Genomic DNA, 17,512 nt, shown 5'->3' on the forward strand with positions numbered 1-17,512 from the left:
GCTGTGGAGCTGATGTCGTGGACGACTCAGCTCCACAGGACCCGCGTTCGACCGGACGGCCCGGAGGCCGCAGGCGCTACACCCCGGCGGGGCTGGCGGTGCGGACCAGCTCGGCGATCCGCTCGGCGACGGACCGGGCGGTCTGCTCGGTGGCCGCCTCGACCATGACCCGGACGAGCGGCTCGGTGCCCGACGGGCGCAGCAGCACCCGACCGGTCTCACCCAACTCCGCCTCGGCCCGCTCGACCTCGGCGCGGACGGCCGGCGCGGCGGCGCCGACGGTGCGGTCGCCGACCGGCACGTTGATCAGCACCTGGGGCAGCCTGGTGACGACCGAGGCCAGCTCGGCCAGGGGTCGGCCGGTGGCCGCCATCCGGGCCATCAGGTGCAGACCGGTGAGCACCCCGTCGCCGGTGGTGGCGTGCGCGGGCATGACGATGTGGCCGCTCTGCTCGCCGCCGAGCGCCAGCCCGGAGGCGCGCAGCTCCTCCAGCACGTACCGGTCGCCGACCTTCGTCTCGATGAGCCGGATGCCCTGCGCGGACATGGCCAGGCGCAGGCCGAGGTTGCTCATCACGGTCGCGACAAGGGTGTCCTGGGTGAGCGTGCCGGCATCCCGCATGGCCAGCGCGAGGATGGCCATCACCTGGTCGCCGTCGACCTCGTCGCCGTCGGCGGTGACCGCCACGATGCGGTCGGCGTCACCGTCGTGGGCGATGCCCAGGTGGGCGCCGTGCTCAACCACGGCCTCGCGCAGCGCCTCGATGTGGTTGGAGCCGCAGTCGTCGTTGATGTTCAGGCCGTCCGGCTCGGCGTGGATCGCCACGACCTCCGCGCCGGCCTCCCGGTAGGCGACCGGTGCGACCTCGGCCGCCGCGCCGTTGGCGCAGTCGACCACGACCTTGATCCCGTCCAGCCGGTGCGGCACGGCGCCGACCAGGTGCTGGACGTAGTGGTCCGCGCCGTCGAGCAGGTCGTGCACCCGGCCGATGCCGGCGCCGATCGGGCGGTCCCAGGCGGTGGTGGCGTTTGCCTCCACGGCGGCCTCGATCTGCAACTCGATCTCGTCGGGCAGCTTGTGGCCGCCGGCGGCGAAGAGCTTGATCCCGTTGTCCGGCATCGGGTTGTGCGAGGCCGAGAGCACCACGCCGAGGTCGGCCTTGGCCTCCGCGGTGAGGAAGGCCACGGCCGGGGTGGGCAGCACGCCGACCCGGACGACGTTGGCGCCGGCGCTGGTCAGCCCGGCAACCACGGCCGCCTCCAGCATCTCGCCACTGGCCCGGGTGTCCCGGCCGACCACGGCGAGCGGCCGATGGCTACGGTCCGTCTCGGCGAGCGTGTGCGCGGCGGCCACCGCCACCGCGAGCGCCAACTCGGGGGTGAGATCCGCGTTCGCCCGCCCGCGTACGCCGTCCGTGCCGAACAACCGACTCATACCCGCCAACCTCCGATGAGCACTGCCGATGAGGAGAAAGCGGAACGGCCGGCCACCTCCCCGGTCGAGGGGAGGCGGACCGGCCGTCCGTCAGAAGTACAACGCGCTGGTGAAGATCAGCGCTTCGAGTACTGGGGAGCCTTACGGGCCTTCTTGAGGCCGTACTTCTTGCTCTCCTTGACCCGGGCGTCCCGGGTGAGGAAGCCGGCCTTCTTCAGGGCCGGGCGGTCGTCCGGATCGTTGATGATCAGCGCGCGGGCGATGCCCAGCCGGAGCGCACCGGCCTGCCCGGTGGTGCCGCCGCCACGCAGGTTGGCGATGACGTCGAACTGCTCGGGCTTCTCGGCGGTGACCAGCGGGTCCTTGATGAGCTGCTGGTGCACCTTGCTCGGGAAGTACGCCTCGAGGTCCTGGCCGTTGCAGGTGATCTTGCCGGTGCCCGGAACGATACGGACCCGGACGATGGCCTCCTTGCGGCGGCCCACGGTCTGGATCGGCCGGTCACCACGAGGCGCGCGGGCGACGGGCGCCGGCGCCTCGGTGGCCTCGGGGGCTTCCGGGGCGACCTCGGTCTCGGTGATGTCGGTCATGCTGCTTCCTTCGCCCGCGCTCACTGCGCGATCTGCTTGATCTCGAACGGCATCGGCTGCTGCGCGCCGTGCGGATGCTCGGCACCGGCGTAGACCTTCAGCTTCTTGATCAGCTGACGGCCGAGCTTGTTGTGCGGGAGCATCCCCTTCACGGCCAGCTCGATGGCCCGCTCGGGGCGCTTGGTCAGCAGCTCCTCGTAGCCGATCTGCTTCAGACCACCCGGGTAACCGGAGTGGCGGTAGGCGATCTTGGTCTGGCGCTTGTTGCCGGTCAGCGCAACCTTGCCCGCGTTCACGATGACGACAAAGTCGCCCGTGTCGACGTGCGGCGCGAAAGTCGGCTTGTGCTTACCACGCAGCAACGTGGCGGCGTGGGTGGCCAGGCGGCCCAGCACGACATCAGAGGCGTCGATGACGTGCCACTGACGCTCGATCTCACCCGGCTTCGGGCTGTACGTACGCACAGGTCTACCTTGTCTCGTCGTCGGTCTGGGGTCGCGCGCCGAGGTGACCAGATCTTGCAGGCCGGACCAGCGCGCACGAACGACCAAGCGTACCTGATGGGGCACGCCTCTGGATGTCGTACAACAGCAGGCAACGATACCCGGCGCCCCATCAGCAGGTCAAAACGGGGGTACGGCCGCGTATGCCGGCGCAGCCCATCATGGCACAGCTCACACGCCGGCCAGCCGGGCCGCCCCCCGCCGGCGGTAGACGACCCAGGTCACCGCGAAACAGAGCGCGTACCACCCGATGAACGCGAGATAGGCGGCGTCGGCCGTGCCGGAGGTGAGGAACGACTGGCGGAACGCCACGTTGACCAGGACCCCGCCGAAGGCGCCCACCGCCCCCGCGACGCCGATCAGCGCGCCGGTCATCCGCCGCGCCCAGCGCGCGGCGGACGCCGGATCGCACCGGCCGCCGGACACCGCCTCGGCCGCCCGGGCCCGGAAGATCGCCGGGATCATCTTGTACGTGGAGCCGTTGCCGACGCCGGAGAAGACGAACAGGGCGAGGAACCCCGCCAGGTGGAGCGCGAACGAGTGCTCCCGGGCCGCGTACAGGACCGCGCCCGCGCCGGCCGCCATCGCCACGAAGTTCCAGAAGGTCACCCGGGCCCCGCCCAGCCGGTCGGCGAGGTGCCCGCCCAGCGGCCGGACCAGCGAGCCGACCAGCGGGCCGAGAAAGGTCAGCCAGGCGGCGTCGACCGGGGTGGGGAAGCGTTCGGCGAACTGAAGCTGGAGCACCTGGCCGAAGGCGAAGCCGAACCCGATGAACGACCCGAAGGTGCCGATGTAGAGCACCGACATGATCCAGGTGTGCGGGTCGCGGGCCGCCGCGCGCAGCGCGCCGGGCTCGTTCCGGGCCCCGGGGACGGTGTCCAGCCACCGGGCCGCCGCCAGCGCGGCCAGCACGATCAGCGGCAGGTAGACCGCCGGCACCAGCCGGGGGTACGCGGCCCCGGCGGTGGCCAGCACCGCCAGCCCGACCAGTTGCACCGCGGGTACGCCCAGGTTGCCGCCGCCCGCGTTGAGCCCGAGGGCCCGGCCCTTGAGCCGCTGCGGATAGAACAGGTTGATGTTCGCCATCGAGGAGGCGAAGTTGCCGCCACCGACCCCGGTCAGGCAGGCCAGCACCATCAGGGTCGGGTACGACACGCCCGGCTCCAGCAGCACCGTCATCGGCACGGTTGGCACCAGCAGCAGCAGCGCGCTGACGATGGTCCACCGTCGCCCGCCGAAGCGGGCCACCGCCAGCGTGTACGGCAGCCTCAGCACCGCGCCCAGCGCGGCTGGCACGGCGGTGAGCAGGAACTTGCCGGCCGGGTCGATGCCGTACTCGGGGCCGAGGAAGAGCACGGTCACCGACCAGAGGCTCCACACCGAGAAGCCGACGTGCTCGGCGAAGATCGAGACCCAGAGGTTGCGCCGGGCGATCGGCGCGCCCGTCGTCCGCCAGAAGTCGGGGTCCTCGGGGCGCCAGTCGGCGAGGTCGCGCCGGCGCCCGGCGACGCCCGGCGGGGCGGCGGTGACTGTGGTGCTGGTGAGCGTGCTCACTGCGGCTCCTCCTCGTCGGTGTGACCAGGGGGAACGCTAGGAACACCGGGTTACCGGGCAGTGCCCGTCGCGGGTCGGCGCGGAAACGAGGGCCGCACCGCGGGCCGGCGGCGACGGTGAGGCAGCGCGGCACGACCCCGGCCGGGCGGCGAGCCGCGGTCCGCGGTCAGAGCTGCTGGAGGATGCGCAGCGCGCGACCGACCCGGAGCATGGTGTCGGTGTCGGCGACATCCACGCAGTCGGTGAACCACTTCTTCATCGGCGAGGAGAGCCGGTCGGGCATCACCACGTACCGGCCCATCGACACGGCGAGCGGGGAGTCCCGCAGCAGCGACTCCTCGACCACCTCGACCACGATCACGATGGGCACGTCGGTGGAGTTGTAGACGTCCGAGCTGATCACGAGTCCGAGGCGTTCGCGGGCGCCCTCGATGCGCCAGACCTCACCCCTACGCAGCACGCGGCCGGCCGCGGAAGAGCAGGTCGTCGACCATGCCCACCTCGCGGGCGTCGGCGAGGGCGGCGGATTCCAGGTCCAGGCCGGCGCGGCTGACGGCGGCGGCGTGCGCGGTGAAGACCTCGCGCAGCGCCTTCTCCCGGGCGGCCTGGTCCATCCACGCGGAGAGCGACAGCCCCTCGCGCTTGGCGAACCGTCGGGCCTCCTCGATCGTCTCGTCTGTGAACGACAGGGTCACCTTGGCAGTCATGCCGGTGAGACTACCCATCGGCATGACTGTCAGTCATCCTCGCGACCGTGCAGGTCACCACCGGCGTCGAAACGCACATTCCGGCGTTGTTGCACGGGTCAGCGCGCGCACTCCCAAGCATCGAGACAACTTTCTCACATTTCAGACAGTGGATGCCGCCCCACCATCAGGCCCTCTGCCCCGGTGCGGTGTGAGCCCCACTTGACAGGACCGAAACAGACGGGACCCGGACCGGAAACCGCTCGGCGGCACGCTTTCCCGACATGACAGACGGTGCACGCTCGGCAACTCCCCCGGGGCTCCCACCCCGGGAGGCGGCGACGCACTGCCCGTACTGCGCCCTCCAGTGCGGCATGCTGCTGCGCGAGGATGCCGACGGGGTGACGGTGCTCCCCCGCCAGTTCCCCACCAACCGGGGCGGGCTGTGCCAGAAGGGCTGGACCGCCGCCGAGCTGCTCGACCACCCCGAACGACTGACCACCCCGTTGCTGCGCGACCCGGCCAGCGGCGAACTGCGCCCGGCCAGCTGGGACGCCGCGCTGGAACGGATCGTCACCGGCATCCGCGCCGTCCAATCCGAGTCCGGGCACGACGCGGTCGCCGTGTTCGGCGGCGGCGGGCTCACCAACGAGAAGGCGTACGCGCTGGGGAAGTTCGCCCGGGTCGCGTTGCGCACCCGGCACATCGACTACAACGGACGGTTCTGCATGTCCTCCGCGGCGGCCGCCGGCCTGCGCGCCTTCGGCGTCGACCGCGGGCTGCCGTTCCCCCTCGCCGACCTGGGCCGGGCCGACACGTTGCTGCTGGTCGGCGCCAACCCGGCGGAGACCATGCCGCCGCTGGTCCGCTGGCTGACCGAGCAGCGCCGCAACGGTGGTCGGCTGATCGTGGTGGACCCCCGGGCCACCGCCACCGCGCGCCAGGCCGACCTGCACCTGCAACCGCTGCCGGGCACCGACCTAGCGGTGGCCAACGCGCTGCTGCACATCGCGCTCACCGAGGGCTGGATCGACCGGCCGTACGTCGCGGAGCGGACCACCGGCTTCGCGGCGGTCCGGCGCAGCGTGGCGGCCTGGTGGCCGGCCCGCGCGGAACAGCTCTCCGGCGTGCCGGTGGCCGACCTGGAGGCGACCGCCCGGGCCCTGGGCACCGCCGGACGGGCGATCATTCTCACCGCGCGCGGCGCTGAACAGCACGCCAAGGGCGTGGACACCGTCACCGCGTACGTCAACCTCGCCCTCGCCCTCGGCCTGCCCGGCCGCCCCGGCTCCGGGTACGGCTGCCTGACCGGCCAGGGCAACGGCCAGGGCGGACGGGAGCACGGGCAGAAGGCCGACCAGTTGCCCGGCTACCGGCGCATCGACGACCCCGCCGCGCGGGAGCACGTCGCCCGGGTCTGGGGCGTACCGGCCGACGAGCTGCCCGGCCCGGGCGTGCCGGCGTACCAGCTGCTCGACTCGCTCGGCACGCCGGGCGGGCCGCGGGCGCTGCTGGTGCTCGGCTCCAACCCGGTGGTGTCCGCACCCCGGGCGACCCACGTCGAACGCCGGCTGCGCGGGCTCGACCTGCTGGTCGTGGCCGACCTGCTGCTGTCCGAGACCGCCGCGCTGGCCGACGTGGTGCTGCCCACCGCGCAGTGGGCCGAGGAGGACGGCACCATGACCAACCTGGAGGGCCGGGTGCTGCGCCGACGGGCGCTCCGCCCTCCCCCGCCGGGCGTCCGCACCGATCTGGCCATCCTCGCCGACCTGACCACCCGCCTCCAGATGATGCAAGGAAGGGACCCTTCTTATCGGCCTGAGCATAGGAAGGGGCCCTTCCTAACCGGGGGCTCGAATGGGAAGCCCGACGCGGCGGGCGCGGCGGATCACGCCGATCCGGCCGTCGTCTTCGCGGAACTGCGGCGGGCCTCCGCCGGTGGGCCGGCCGACTACGCCGGAATCAGCTGGTCCCGGATCGACGCCGCCGACGGTGTCTTCTGGCCCTGCCCCACGGAGGACGGGCCGGACACACCACGGCTCTTCACCGACCGGTTCGCCACCCCGGACGGGCGGGCCCGGTTCCATCCGGTGGACCACCGCCCCGCCGCCGAGCCGGTCTGCGACGAGTACCCGCTGCACTTCACCACCGGTCGGGTGCTCGCCCAGTACCAGTCCGGCACCCAGACCCGCAGGGTGGACGGGCTGCGCCGGGCCGCCCCGGACGCCTTCGTCGAACTGCATCCCGACCTGGCCGCCCGGCTCGGCATCGGTGACGGGGACCCGGTGCGGGTCACCTCCCGGCGGGGCGAACTGCGGGCGCCGGCGCGGCTCAGCCCGACCATCCGGCCGGACACCGTCTTCGCGCCGTTCCACTGGCCGGGCCCCGCCCGCGCCAACTCGGTCACCAACGACGCGGTGGACCCGATCTCCGGGATGCCCGAGTTCAAGATCTGCGCCGTGCGGGTGGAGAGGGCATGACCGAACGCGTGGTGATCGTCGGCAACGGGATGGCGGGCGCACGGCTCGCCGCCGAGCTGCACGCCCGCGCCGGCGACCGGAAGGTCACCGTGCTCGGGGCGGAACCGCACCGGGCGTACAACCGCATCATGCTCTCCGCGCTGCTGGCCGGCCGGATCGGCGAGCAGGACGTGGAGCTGGCCGAGGCCGCCGGGCACGGCAGCGACCTGCGCTCCGGCGTGCCGGTGACCGGCATCGACCGGGCCTGCCGGGAGCTCCGCACCGCCGACGGCGACCGGATCGGCTACGACCACCTGGTGCTGGCCACCGGCAGCCGGGCGGTGGTGCCGCCGCTGCCCGGCCTGACCCGGGAGCTGCCGCGCCGGGTGGTGCCGTTCCGCACCCTGGACGACTGCCGGCGGATCCTCGCGGTGGCCGACGGCGCGCGCAGCGCACTGGTCCTCGGCGGCGGACTGCTCGGCCTGGAGGCCGCCCGCGGGCTGGCCACCCGCGGGCTGGCGACAACCGTGGTCCACCCCGCCGGGCACCTGATGGAACGGCAGCTGGACCCGGCCGCCGGCGCGGTGCTCGCCGGCACGCTCGCCGGCCTGGGCGTCACCATCCAGCTGGCCGTGCCGGCGACCGGCGTGGCCGCGCACGCCGCCGGCGTCCGCCTCGAACTGGCCGACGGCCGGTCGCTCCACGCCGACCTGCTGGTGCTCTCCTGCGGGGTACGCCCCGACACCACGCTCGCCGCCGAAGCCGGCCTGACCGTGCGTCGCGGCGTGGTGGTGGACGACCGGCTGAGCACCAGTGACCGGCGGATCTCGGCGATCGGCGACTGCGCCGAGCACGACGGCGCACTCACCGGGCTGGTCGCCCCCGCCTGGGCCCAGGCACGGGTGCTGGCCGAGGTGCTCAGCGGCGCCGAACCGCTGGCCCGTTACCGGCCCCGGCCGGCGGTGACCCGGCTCAAGGCGGCCGGGATCGACCTGGCCGCGATGGGCGACGCCACCGGCGACGGTCCGGACGAGGAGCTGACCTTCACCGACCCGGCCCGGGGCACGTACGCGCGGCTGCGCATCCGCGACGAGCGGCTGACCGGCGCCATCCTGCTCGGCGACAACCCGTCGATCGGCACGGTGATCCAGCTCTTCGACCGGGGCCAGCCGGTTCCGACCGACCGGCGGTCCCTGCTGCTGGGCCGCGCCTCTGGCACCGCCGGCACGGCGCCGGCCGCCTCTCCGGCGCTGATGCCGGACTCGGCCACGGTCTGCCAGTGCAACACCGTGACCAAGGGCGCCCTGGTGAGCTGCTGGCGCTCCGGCGCCCGGAGCGTCGACGCCGTGCTGGCGGCGACCCGGGCCGGCACGGGCTGCGGCGGCTGCCGGGACGCCGTCGCCGGCATCGTCGACTGGCTCTCGCAGGCGGATTCGGTGGAGGTGACGCGATGAACGGCGGCGATCTGATCGTCATCGGCAACGGCATGGTCGGGCAGCGCTTCGTGGACGCGCTGCGGGCCCGCGACCCGCACGGGCGGTGGCGGGTGACGGTGCTCGCCGAGGAGAGCCGACCGGCGTACGACCGGGTGCGGCTCTCGGCGTTCTTCGACGGCGTGGACGCGGACGCGCTGAACCTGCACACCCCGCACGACGGGGTGCGGCTGCGCCTCGGCGAGCCGGCCACCGTGATCGACCGCGACCGTCGGGTGGTCAGCACGGCCAACGGCGAACACCGGTACGACGCGCTGGTGCTGGCCACCGGGTCGTACCCGTTCGTGCCGCCGGTGCCCGGCGCGGAGCTGCCCGGAGTCTTCGTCTACCGCACCCTGGACGACCTGGCGGCGATCCGGGCGTACGCGCGGGGCCGGCGGGCCGGGGCGGTGATCGGCGGCGGGCTGCTGGGGCTGGAGGCGGCGAACGCCCTGCGGCTGCTCGGCCTGAGCACCGACGTGGTCGAGTTCGCACCCCGGCTGATGCCGGTGCAGGTGGACCCGGCCGGCGGTGCGATGCTCCGCCGCTACGTCGAGGAGCTGGGCGTGCGGACCCACCTCGGGGTGGCCACCACCGCGATCCGGCCCGGTCCGGACGGCGCGGTCGCCGCCCTGGAACTCTCCGACGGCCGCACCGTGGACGCCGAGCTGGTGGTGGTGGCCGCCGGCATCCGGCCCCGGGACGAACTGGCGCGGACCGCTGGCCTGCCGCTGGGCCCGCGCGGCGGGGTGCTGGTCGACGCGACCTGCCGCAGCGCCGACGAGCGGATCTGGGCGGTCGGCGAGTGCGCGGCGGTCGACGGCACCTGCCACGGCCTGGTCGCCCCGGGGTACGCGACGGCCGAGGTGGTGGCCGACCGGTTGCTCGGCGGTACGGCGACCTTCCCGGGCGCGGACACCGCCACCAAGCTGAAACTGCTCGGCGTCGACGTGGCCTCGTTCGGCGACGCGCACGGCGCGACCCCGGGCTGCCTGGATGTCACGTTCACCGACCCGGCCACCCGGGTCTACGCCAAGCTGGTCCTCTCCGACGACGCGCGCACCCTGCTCGGCGGGGTGCTGGTCGGTGACGCCAGCGCGTACCCGACGCTGCGGGCCAGCGTGGGTGGCCCGTTGCCGGCCGCCCCGCTGGCGCTGCTCGCGCCGGACGGTGGCGCGGACGCCGGCGCGCTGCCCGCCGCTGCCCAGGTCTGCTCCTGCAACGCGGTGACCCGGAGCGACGTGGACGCCGCCATCGCCGGTGGCTGCGCGGACGTGCCGGCGTTGAAGGCGTGCACCAGGGCCGGCACCAGCTGCGGCTCCTGCGTGCCGATGCTGAAGCAGCTCCTGGACGCGGCCGGCGTGGCGCAGTCCACCGCGCTCTGCGAGCACTTCGACGCCAGCCGGCGCGAGCTGTTCGAGATCGTCCGGGTACGCCGCATCCGCACCTTCTCCCGGCTGGTCGCCGAACACGGCCGGGGGCGCGGCTGCGACATCTGCAAGCCCGTGGTGGCGTCGATCCTCGCCTCGTTGGGCGCGGGGCACGTGCTCGACGGTGAGCAGGCGTCGCTACAGGACACCAACGACCACTTCCTGGCCAACCTGCAACGCGACGGTAGCTACTCGGTGGTCCCCCGGGTTCCCGGCGGTGAAATCACCCCGGAGAAGCTGATCGTCATCGGCGAGGTCGCCCGGGACTTCAAGCTCTACACGAAGATCACCGGTGGCCAGCGGATCGACCTGTTCGGAGCCCGGGTGGAGCAGTTGCCGCAGATCTGGCGGCGGCTGGTGGATGCCGGCTTCGAGTCGGGCCACGCGTACGGCAAGGCGCTGCGCACGGTGAAGTCCTGTGTCGGCGAGACCTGGTGCCGGTACGGGGTGCAGGACTCGGTGGGGCTGGCCGTCGCGCTGGAGCTGCGTTACCGGGGGCTACGCGCACCGCACAAGATCAAGTCGGCGGTCTCCGGCTGCGCCCGGGAGTGCGCCGAGGCGCGCAGCAAGGACTTCGGCGTCATCGCCACCGAGACCGGCTGGAACCTGTACGTCGGCGGCAACGGCGGTTTCCGGCCCCGGCACGCCGACCTGTTCGCCTCTGACCTGTCCACAGAAGCGCTGGTTACGCTGATCGACAGATTCCTGATGTACTACGTCCGCACCGCCGACCGGCTGCAACGCACCGCCGGCTGGATCGAGGCGATGGACGGCGGCCTCGACCACCTGCGGTCGGTCATCGTCGACGACTCGCTGGGGCTCTGCGCCGACCTCGACACGGCGATGGCCCGGCACGTCGCGTCGTATTCGGACGAGTGGCGGGACGTGTTGAACGACCCGGAGCGGCTGCGCCGGTTCACCTCCTTCGTCAACGCCCCGGACGTGCCCGACCCGTCGATCACCTTCGCCCTGGAGCGGGGCCAACCGGTGCCGGCGCTTACCGCTCCGAACGAAGAGCGGCGGCGCGGTCGGGAACGGGAACCGGCCGAGGCCGGCCGACGGCGGCAGCCGGTGGCGCTGGGCCTGCCGGAGGTGCGGCGATGAGCGGGACCGCCACGCTGACCTGGACCCGGGTCTGCCGGGTCGACCGGCTGGAGCCCGACCGGGGCGTCGCCGCCCTGGTCGACGGCGTGCAGGTGGCACTCTTCCGGACCGCGGACGGGCTGTTCGCCATCGACAACCAGGACCCGGTCAGCGGCGCGTACGTGCTGTCCCGCGGCATCGTGGGCAGCCGCGGCGCGGTGCCGACCGTCGCCTCGCCGCTGCACAAGCAGGTGTACGACCTGCGCACCGGGCGCTGCCTCGACCTGCCCGGAGTGGCCGTGGCCCGGCACGACGTGCGCTGCCGGGACGGGCTGGTCGAGGTGCGGCTGCGGCAGGAGGCCTGATGCGGGAGGAACTGGCCGGCTTCACCATCGGGGTGACCGCCGACCGGCGGCGCGACGAGTTGGCCACGCTGCTCGAGCGGCGGGGTGCCCGGGTGGTTCTCGCCCCGGCACTGCGGATCGTGCCGTTGTCCGACGACACCGAGCTGCGCGAGGCGACCCGCGCCTGCCTGAACCGGCCGCCGGACATCCTGATGGCCAACACCGGCATCGGCATGCGCGGGTGGCTGGAGGCGGCCGAGGGCTGGGGGCTGGCCGAGCCACTGCGCTCGGTGCTGGCCGGGTCGTACGTGGTGGCCCGAGGCCCGAAGGCGCGCGGCGCGATCCGGGCCGCCGGCCTGCACGACCAGTGGTCACCCGCCTCGGAGAGCTGCGACGAGGTGGTCGACCACCTGCGGCGGCGCGGGGTGGCTGGGCAGGTGATCGCCATGCAGCTGCACGGCGAGCGGCAGCCGGACTGCACGCTCGCGCTGGAGGCGGCCGGGGCCACGGTGATCGAGGTGCCGGTCTACCGCTGGGCGCCGCCGACCGACCCGGCGCCGCTGCACCGGCTGATCGACCTGATCGCCGGCCGGCTGGTGGACGCGGTGACGTTCACCTCGGCACCGGCGGCCGTGGCGCTGCTGCGGGCGGCCGGGGACCGTACCGACGCGGTGCTGTCCGCGTTCCGTGGCGACGTGCTGGCCAGCTGCGTCGGCGCGGTGACCGCCGAGCCGCTGCTGCGGCTCGGGGTGCCGGTCAGCGCGCCCAGCCGGGCCCGGCTCGGCGCGCTGGTGCGGACCATCGTCGACGAACTGCCCCGCCGGACGACGACGTTCAAGGCCGGCGGGCACCTGCTCACCCTGCGTGGGCACGCCGCGGTGATCGACGGTGAGCTGCGCCCGCTCGCCCCCGCCCCGATGGCGGTGCTGCGTGCGCTGGCCCAGTCCCCCGGTCGGGTGCTGTCCCGCACGTCGCTGCTGCGGACCCTGCCCCGGGGCGCGGACGAGCACGCGGTGGAGATGGCCGTGGCCCGACTCCGGGCCGGCCTGCGCGCTCCCCACGTGGTGCAGACCGTGGTCAAGCGCGGCTACCGGCTCCGGGTCGACTGACGCGTCGCGGCCCCCCGCCGGCCGGGGTGTGCCGGCCGCGGGCCGCGACGGATCAGCCGACCGGCGTGGGGGAACCCCGGCCGTGCTCGGCCTGGAGCCGGAGCATGGCGTGCTCGACCACCGTCACCAGCACCTGCTTGACCGACTCCCGGTGCCGGGCGTCGGTCATCACCAGCGGCACCTGCGGCGAGATGGCCAGCGCCTCGCGGACCTCCTCCAGCTCGTACTGGGGAGCGCCGTCGAACCGGTTCAGCGCCACCACGTACGGCAGGTTGCGGTTCTCGAAGTAGTCCAGGGGGGCGAAGGCGTCCGTGATCCGGCGGGTGTCCACCAGCACGGCAGCACCCACCGCCCCCCGGATGATCTCGTCCCACATGAACCAGAACCGGGTCTGGCCAGGTGTGCCGAAGAGGTACAGGATCAGGTCCTGAGCCATGGTGATACGGCCGAAGTCCATGGCGACCGTGGTGGTCTCCTTGCCCGGCACCTTGGACGGGTCGTCGATGCCGACACCGGCCGCGGTCATCACCGCCTCGGTGGTCAGCGGTGTGATCTCGGAGATCGACCCGACCAGCGTCGTCTTACCGACGCCGAAGCCGCCCGCGACGACGATCTTCGCGGAGACGATTCCCGGGCTCTGCCGCCCCCCGGCGGGGTCATAGCCTGCGAAGTCCACTTAGCACCCTTCCAAGCAGTTCCATCCGCTCCTCGAACCCCTCGGCGGGAGCAGCAGTGTGTAACGTCAGCAGGCTCTCGGCCACCATGTCGGCGACCAGTACCCGGGCGACGCCGAGCGGCATCCGGGTGTACGCGGCGATTTCCGCCAGCGACTGTGCCCGGCCTTCACAGACCGTGGCGATTCGGTGCTTGTCATGCCCGGCGAAGCGGGACTCGGCGACCTGGGTGGGAGAAGCCGTGAGGACCGCCTCGAGGGCGATGTCCTGCCGGGGTTCGGTACGACCACGGGTGACCGCATAGGGACGCACCAGTTCGCCGCGCGGGTCAGCGCGTCGTTGGTCCATCCCGGATCACCTCCTCGTCCCCCGTGGAGCCGGTCCACACCGCCTCCCCTCCCTGGTCCGGCGTGCGGTCGGCACGCCGTCGTCTCGTCGCTACGAGCGCACCGCGTCGCGCGGCAGCGGCACCAGCGCGGCACCCACCCGCTCGACCAGCAGCGCCATCTCGTAGCCCACCTGGCCCACGTCGCAGCTGCGCGCGGCCAGCACGGCCATCGACGAGCCGTCACTGATCGACATGAGGAAGAGGTATCCGCTGTCCATCTCGATGACGGTCTGCAACACCCCGCCCGCGCTGAACATGCGGGCCGCGCCCTCGGTCAGGCTCACCACGCCAGAGGTGATCGCGGCGAGCTGGTCCGCCCGGTCTCCCGGGAGGTCCCGGGAGGAGGCGAGCAGCAGCCCGTCGGCGGACACCGCCACCACGTGGGCGATACCCGCCACGCTGTCGGCGAAGTTGGTGAGCAGCCAACCCATGTCCTGCATGGCAGCTGGCCTGTTCATCGGCTCTCCTTGGTCGAGGTGCTGTTCAGGTCCGTCCCGGCCGTCCGTCCGCGCTGCACGCCACGGTGGTAGGCCGACAACAGGCCGCGTACTTCATCGGGGGTCCGCCGGCTGCGGTCCCGGCCGCCCTTCGGTTCGATGCCGCCCGGCACGAGCTGCGCCTGCGGCACCCGCTTGGGAAGCCCCGAGCGGGTGGTACCAGCGGCGGCCGGCTCGGCCGCCCGGCTGGCCCGGGACCAGCCCTCGTCCGCCGCCGTCCGCCAGGCGTTCGGGTCCACCGCCGGAGCGGCGGGCGCGCCCGGGGCGGCGGGCGTCGCCGGCGCGGGCCGGGAGGCCGGCGGCGGGTTGCACGACGGCGGCGGCGGCGGCGGCGGTGTCGCGGCGCCGAGCCCACCGGTGCTCGCGGTACCCGGCGTTCCGATGCCGTCGGCGGCGGAACCGCCCGGGGTACGGGTCGGCAGTGGCGGTCGGGCCGGCGTCGCCGCCGGCGCGGACGCGGCGGCAGTGGCCGTCGGGTGACCGCCGCCCGGGCGCGGGCCGGCATCGGCCGGACCGGCGCCGGCGGCCGGTGGCGGCGAGTCGAACTTCGGCCGGGTGAAGATCGCGGTCGCGTCGTCGCCGTGCGACCGGAACCAGACCGCCTCCATCTCCCGGAAGATCGGTGCCTCGGCGGGGAAGTCGGGCCGGTTGGTGACCGGCGCGGCCGGCGCCGGCGGGGTGGCCGGTGGTGCGACCGCACCGGGGCCGGCGACCGGCCCGACCGGCAGCACCGCGGCACTCCGCGCGTCGGCGGCGTCCGCACCGCGCCGGGGCAGCGGGCCGACGGTCGGGTAGGCCACGGTCGGGCTGCCCACCGAGGCACCCCCGCCCGTGAACGGAGTCCGGGCCGGCGGGACCGGGGCGGCCGGGGCCGAGGCGGGCGGCACCGTCGCGTGCGCTCCGCTGAAGCCACCGGCCTGCACGGCCGGGGCGGTGTTCCGGGCGTCCAGCGGGGACGGCCAGGTCGCCGGCGCCGGCGTGCTGGTCCGCCACTGGTCGGGCAGCGTCGCCGCCGAGGTGGCGGCGCCGGCGAACGGCTCGGCGTGACCGACCGGGGTGAGCGGCGTCTGCTCGACCGCCATCGGCTGGCGTGGCCGGGTCAGCACCTGCTCGCGGCCCCGGTTGGCGGGCAGCACCACGGTTGCGGCGGGCAGCGTCACCTGGGCAACAGTGCCGCCCTCCATGTTGCGGCGCAACTCCACCCGGATGCCGTAGCGGGAGGCGAGCCGGCTCACCACGGCCAGACCCATCAGCCGGAACGCGGCGACGTCGACGCTCGGCGGCGCGGCCAGCCGCCGGTTGAGCGAGTCGAGCTGCTCGTCGCTGAGGCCGAGCCCACGGTCCTCAATCTGGATCAGCACGTAGTCGCGGATCCGGCGACCGTCGGCGACCACCGTGGTGTTCGGTGGCGAGAACCGGGTGGCGTTGTCGAGCAGTTCGGCGACGAGCCGCACGACGTCGTTGACCGCGTGCGCGGCCACCGAGATGTCGGTGTCCACGGTGCCGAACTCGATGCGGTTGTACAGCTCGACCTCGGACTGGGCGGCGCGCAGGACGTCCACCACCAGGGCGTCGTCACGGCGCGGTACGGCGGAGTCGGCGCCGGCCAGGACCAGCAGGTTCTCGTCGTTGCGGCGCATCCGGGTGGCCAGGTGGTCCAGCTCGAAGAGCTGCGCCAGCCGCTTCGGGTCCTCCTCGCCGCGCTCGATCGCGTCCAGCTCGCCGATCATCCGGTCGACCAGGGTCTGACTGCGGCGGGCCAGGTTGAGGAACATCGCCGAGACGCTGGTGCGCAGCGCGGCCTGCTCGGCGGCGACTCGCACCGCCTCCCGGTGTACGACGTTGAAGGCCGACGCGACCTGACCGACCTCGTCGCGGTTGGTGAGCTGGATCGGGTCCCGGACCTGGCGGACGATCTCGTCCACCCCGCCGTCGCCCACGCTGCCCATGTTCTGCAGCCGCCGCACCGCGTCCGGCAGGTCGTGGTTGGCCACCGAGAGCGCGCCCTCGCGCAGCCGGCGCAGCGAGTGGTTCAGCGAGCGGGCCAGCACCACGGCCAGCGACACGGCGATGATCAGCGTCAGCAGCACCAGCACCGACTCGACCACGGCCTGCCGGATGACGTTCGAGCGCGCCTCGTCGGCCTGCTCGAGCAGGCGGTTCTGGAGTTGGGTCTCGGCCCAGCGCATCAGGTCGTTGACCGCGCCGATGGAGGCGGTGGCGTCCTGCGCGGTGACCAGTGGTTGTTGCCCCACCGAGCGGGTGATGTCGGTGGCCACCCGGTCGGCCAGGCCGACGGCGTCACCGGAGACGGTGCTGTTGACCAGGGCGCGCTGCACCGGGTCGGCGGCGAGTGAGAAGGCGACCAGGGCCTCCTGCTGGCTGGTCAGCGTGGCGACGAAGGAGGAGAACTGTTCCTCGTCGAGCTGACCGGCGCTGAGCGCGGTGAAGGCGACCGCCTCCTCCTCGGCGACGGACGCCTTGGCCCGGGCGAACGCGGCGACCGCCCGGCGGCTGTCCGACAGGCTCTCCTCGCCAGGCAGCTGGGCCAGCCCGTCACCGTAGGCGACCAGATCGGTGAGGATGACGCCGTAGCGCAGCACCGCCTCGGCGACGGCCATCTGCCGGCGGTCGAGCACCTCCTGGCGGGTGCCGTCCAACGTGGCCAGATGCTCGTCGATCGCGGCCAGCCGGTCCCGCAGGGCCGCCGGCACCTCGCCGATCCGGCCCCGCTCGGCGCGGTACTCGTCCACCCGCTGCTGCGTCTGGCGGACCCGCAGGTTGTACGTGTCGGCGGGCTGCTGTGGAGCGGCCAGGTAGGCCGCCGCGGCCATCCGCTCGACCTGGAGGTCCTGGGTCAGCGCGCTGACGTCGATGGAGAGTGCGGTGAGCGACCGGGCCCGGGTGGCGTCGAAGGCGCCCTCGCCCACCGAGATCAGCCGGACCGTGGCCAGCGCGATCACCGCCGCCACCGGGACGACCAGGATCAGCGCCAGCTTGGACCGGATCCGGGCGTCGCGCAGTCTCGGCAACCGTCGACGCGTGGGCCGAGCGGTGTCGCCGAGCGCGGGCAGGGTCGTCGGTCCGGTGCTCACGACATCGCCTCCGTCGTTTCTTCCCCGCCTGACCCGCCGAACCGTGCCGCCAGCGGAGGGGACCACGCGCGGCACGGCCGCGATTTCATCAGAGAAGGTCCTGTTTGGGAAGCCGCAGTGGGGTAGGAAACGGTCGGACGGCACGCAACCCGTGATCCGGTCAACTGATACCTTCATTTCCGCAAGCCCCTGA

15 protein-coding genes are annotated in these 17,512 nt (G+C 73.6%); 5 read left to right on the top strand and 10 right to left on the bottom strand.

The annotated features are described in order from the left end of the window. Positions 1-76: 76 nt before the first annotated feature. From glmM to KBX63_RS23105, 6 genes are all read right to left on the bottom strand, one after another. Positions 77-1,435, bottom strand: coding sequence for a phosphoglucosamine mutase (glmM, locus tag KBX63_RS23080; RefSeq protein ID WP_210914015.1), 1,359 nt, complete (start codon positions 1,433-1,435; stop codon positions 77-79). A gap of 116 nt (positions 1,436-1,551) precedes the next feature. Then, positions 1,552-2,025 (bottom strand): 30S ribosomal protein S9, encoded by a 474-nt coding sequence (gene rpsI / locus KBX63_RS23085; RefSeq protein WP_074314527.1) that lies wholly within the window; start codon positions 2,023-2,025, stop codon positions 1,552-1,554. A gap of 20 nt (positions 2,026-2,045) precedes the next feature. Then, positions 2,046-2,489, bottom strand: coding sequence for a 50S ribosomal protein L13 (gene rplM, locus KBX63_RS23090; protein ID WP_210914021.1), 444 nt, complete (start codon positions 2,487-2,489; stop codon positions 2,046-2,048). 210 nt (positions 2,490-2,699) lie between these two features. After that, positions 2,700-4,082 carry an MFS transporter gene (locus KBX63_RS23095; protein WP_210914023.1) on the bottom strand — a complete coding sequence of 461 codons (1,383 nt, stop codon included), beginning with the start codon at positions 4,080-4,082 and terminating at the stop codon, positions 2,700-2,702. Between the two features lie 166 nt (positions 4,083-4,248). Beyond that, positions 4,249-4,542, bottom strand: coding sequence for a hypothetical protein (locus KBX63_RS23100; RefSeq protein ID WP_074314529.1), 294 nt, complete (start codon positions 4,540-4,542; stop codon positions 4,249-4,251). Next, on the bottom strand, positions 4,532-4,789 hold the full coding sequence (locus tag KBX63_RS23105) for a DUF6364 family protein (RefSeq protein WP_210914027.1): 258 nt from the start codon (positions 4,787-4,789) through the stop codon (positions 4,532-4,534). The genes KBX63_RS23100 and KBX63_RS23105 overlap by 11 nt, the downstream gene beginning before the upstream one ends. A 353-nt stretch (positions 4,790-5,142) precedes the next feature. Between KBX63_RS23105 and KBX63_RS23110 the strand changes: the two genes are divergently transcribed. From KBX63_RS23110 to KBX63_RS23130, 5 genes are read left to right on the top strand one after another with little or no spacing between them, the layout of a single operon-like run. Then, positions 5,143-7,248 (top strand): molybdopterin oxidoreductase family protein, encoded by a 2,106-nt coding sequence (locus tag KBX63_RS23110; RefSeq protein ID WP_247662939.1) that lies wholly within the window; start codon positions 5,143-5,145, stop codon positions 7,246-7,248. Continuing rightward, on the top strand, positions 7,245-8,681 hold the full coding sequence (locus KBX63_RS23115) for an FAD-dependent oxidoreductase (protein WP_210914036.1): 1,437 nt from the start codon (positions 7,245-7,247) through the stop codon (positions 8,679-8,681). The genes KBX63_RS23110 and KBX63_RS23115 overlap by 4 nt, the downstream gene beginning before the upstream one ends. After that, a complete protein-coding gene (nirB, locus tag KBX63_RS23120; protein ID WP_210914041.1) occupies positions 8,678-11,233 on the top strand; it encodes a nitrite reductase large subunit NirB in 2,556 nt (851 codons plus the stop codon). The genes KBX63_RS23115 and nirB overlap by 4 nt, the downstream gene beginning before the upstream one ends. Continuing rightward, positions 11,230-11,577 carry a nitrite reductase small subunit NirD gene (gene nirD / locus KBX63_RS23125; protein ID WP_210914045.1) on the top strand — a complete coding sequence of 116 codons (348 nt, stop codon included), beginning with the start codon at positions 11,230-11,232 and terminating at the stop codon, positions 11,575-11,577. Before nirB ends, nirD begins: the two co-directional genes overlap by 4 nt. Continuing rightward, positions 11,577-12,665 carry a uroporphyrinogen-III synthase gene (locus KBX63_RS23130; RefSeq protein ID WP_210914046.1) on the top strand — a complete coding sequence of 363 codons (1,089 nt, stop codon included), beginning with the start codon at positions 11,577-11,579 and terminating at the stop codon, positions 12,663-12,665. Before nirD ends, KBX63_RS23130 begins: the two co-directional genes overlap by 1 nt. A gap of 52 nt (positions 12,666-12,717) precedes the next feature. On the opposite strand, the gene KBX63_RS23135 is transcribed toward KBX63_RS23130, so the two are convergent. The 4 genes from KBX63_RS23135 to KBX63_RS23150 all read right to left on the bottom strand — a co-directional run bounded on the left by KBX63_RS23135 (position 12,718) and on the right by KBX63_RS23150 (position 17,319). Then, a complete protein-coding gene (locus tag KBX63_RS23135) occupies positions 12,718-13,341 on the bottom strand; it encodes an ATP/GTP-binding protein (RefSeq protein WP_210914049.1) in 624 nt (207 codons plus the stop codon). Further along, positions 13,322-13,687 carry a DUF742 domain-containing protein gene (locus KBX63_RS23140; protein WP_210914050.1) on the bottom strand — a complete coding sequence of 122 codons (366 nt, stop codon included), beginning with the start codon at positions 13,685-13,687 and terminating at the stop codon, positions 13,322-13,324. Before KBX63_RS23140 ends, KBX63_RS23135 begins: the two co-directional genes overlap by 20 nt. Before the next feature lie 90 nt (positions 13,688-13,777). Continuing rightward, the gene (locus tag KBX63_RS23145) at positions 13,778-14,185 is read right to left on the bottom strand and encodes a roadblock/LC7 domain-containing protein (RefSeq protein ID WP_007465177.1); all 408 of its coding nucleotides are present in this window, start codon (positions 14,183-14,185) and stop codon (positions 13,778-13,780) included. Beyond that, positions 14,182-17,319 carry a nitrate- and nitrite sensing domain-containing protein gene (locus tag KBX63_RS23150; RefSeq protein WP_210914053.1) on the bottom strand — a complete coding sequence of 1,046 codons (3,138 nt, stop codon included), beginning with the start codon at positions 17,317-17,319 and terminating at the stop codon, positions 14,182-14,184. The genes KBX63_RS23145 and KBX63_RS23150 overlap by 4 nt, the downstream gene beginning before the upstream one ends. Positions 17,320-17,512 lie beyond the last annotated feature (193 nt).

Source organism: Micromonospora sp. U21 (assembly GCF_018070045.1).
GTDB lineage: Bacteria > Actinomycetota > Actinomycetes > Mycobacteriales > Micromonosporaceae > Micromonospora.

What these genes read in the sequence shown, in the direction of transcription:
- glmM (WP_210914015.1), bottom strand. Translation starts at nt 1,435, where the DNA reads ATGAGTCGGTTGTTCGGCACGGACGGCGTACGCGGGCGGGCGAACGCG.
- rpsI (WP_074314527.1), bottom strand. Translation starts at nt 2,025, where the DNA reads ATGACCGACATCACCGAGACCGAGGTCGCCCCGGAAGCCCCCGAGGCC.
- KBX63_RS23105 (WP_210914027.1), bottom strand. Translation starts at nt 4,789, where the DNA reads ATGACTGCCAAGGTGACCCTGTCGTTCACAGACGAGACGATCGAGGAG.
- KBX63_RS23110 (WP_247662939.1), top strand. Translation starts at nt 5,143, where the DNA reads ATGCTGCTGCGCGAGGATGCCGACGGGGTGACGGTGCTCCCCCGCCAG.
- KBX63_RS23115 (WP_210914036.1), top strand. Translation starts at nt 7,245, where the DNA reads ATGACCGAACGCGTGGTGATCGTCGGCAACGGGATGGCGGGCGCACGG.
- nirB (WP_210914041.1), top strand. Translation starts at nt 8,678, where the DNA reads ATGAACGGCGGCGATCTGATCGTCATCGGCAACGGCATGGTCGGGCAG.
- nirD (WP_210914045.1), top strand. Translation starts at nt 11,230, where the DNA reads ATGAGCGGGACCGCCACGCTGACCTGGACCCGGGTCTGCCGGGTCGAC.
- KBX63_RS23130 (WP_210914046.1), top strand. Translation starts at nt 11,577, where the DNA reads ATGCGGGAGGAACTGGCCGGCTTCACCATCGGGGTGACCGCCGACCGG.
- KBX63_RS23140 (WP_210914050.1), bottom strand. Translation starts at nt 13,687, where the DNA reads ATGGACCAACGACGCGCTGACCCGCGCGGCGAACTGGTGCGTCCCTAT.
- KBX63_RS23145 (WP_007465177.1), bottom strand. Translation starts at nt 14,185, where the DNA reads ATGAACAGGCCAGCTGCCATGCAGGACATGGGTTGGCTGCTCACCAAC.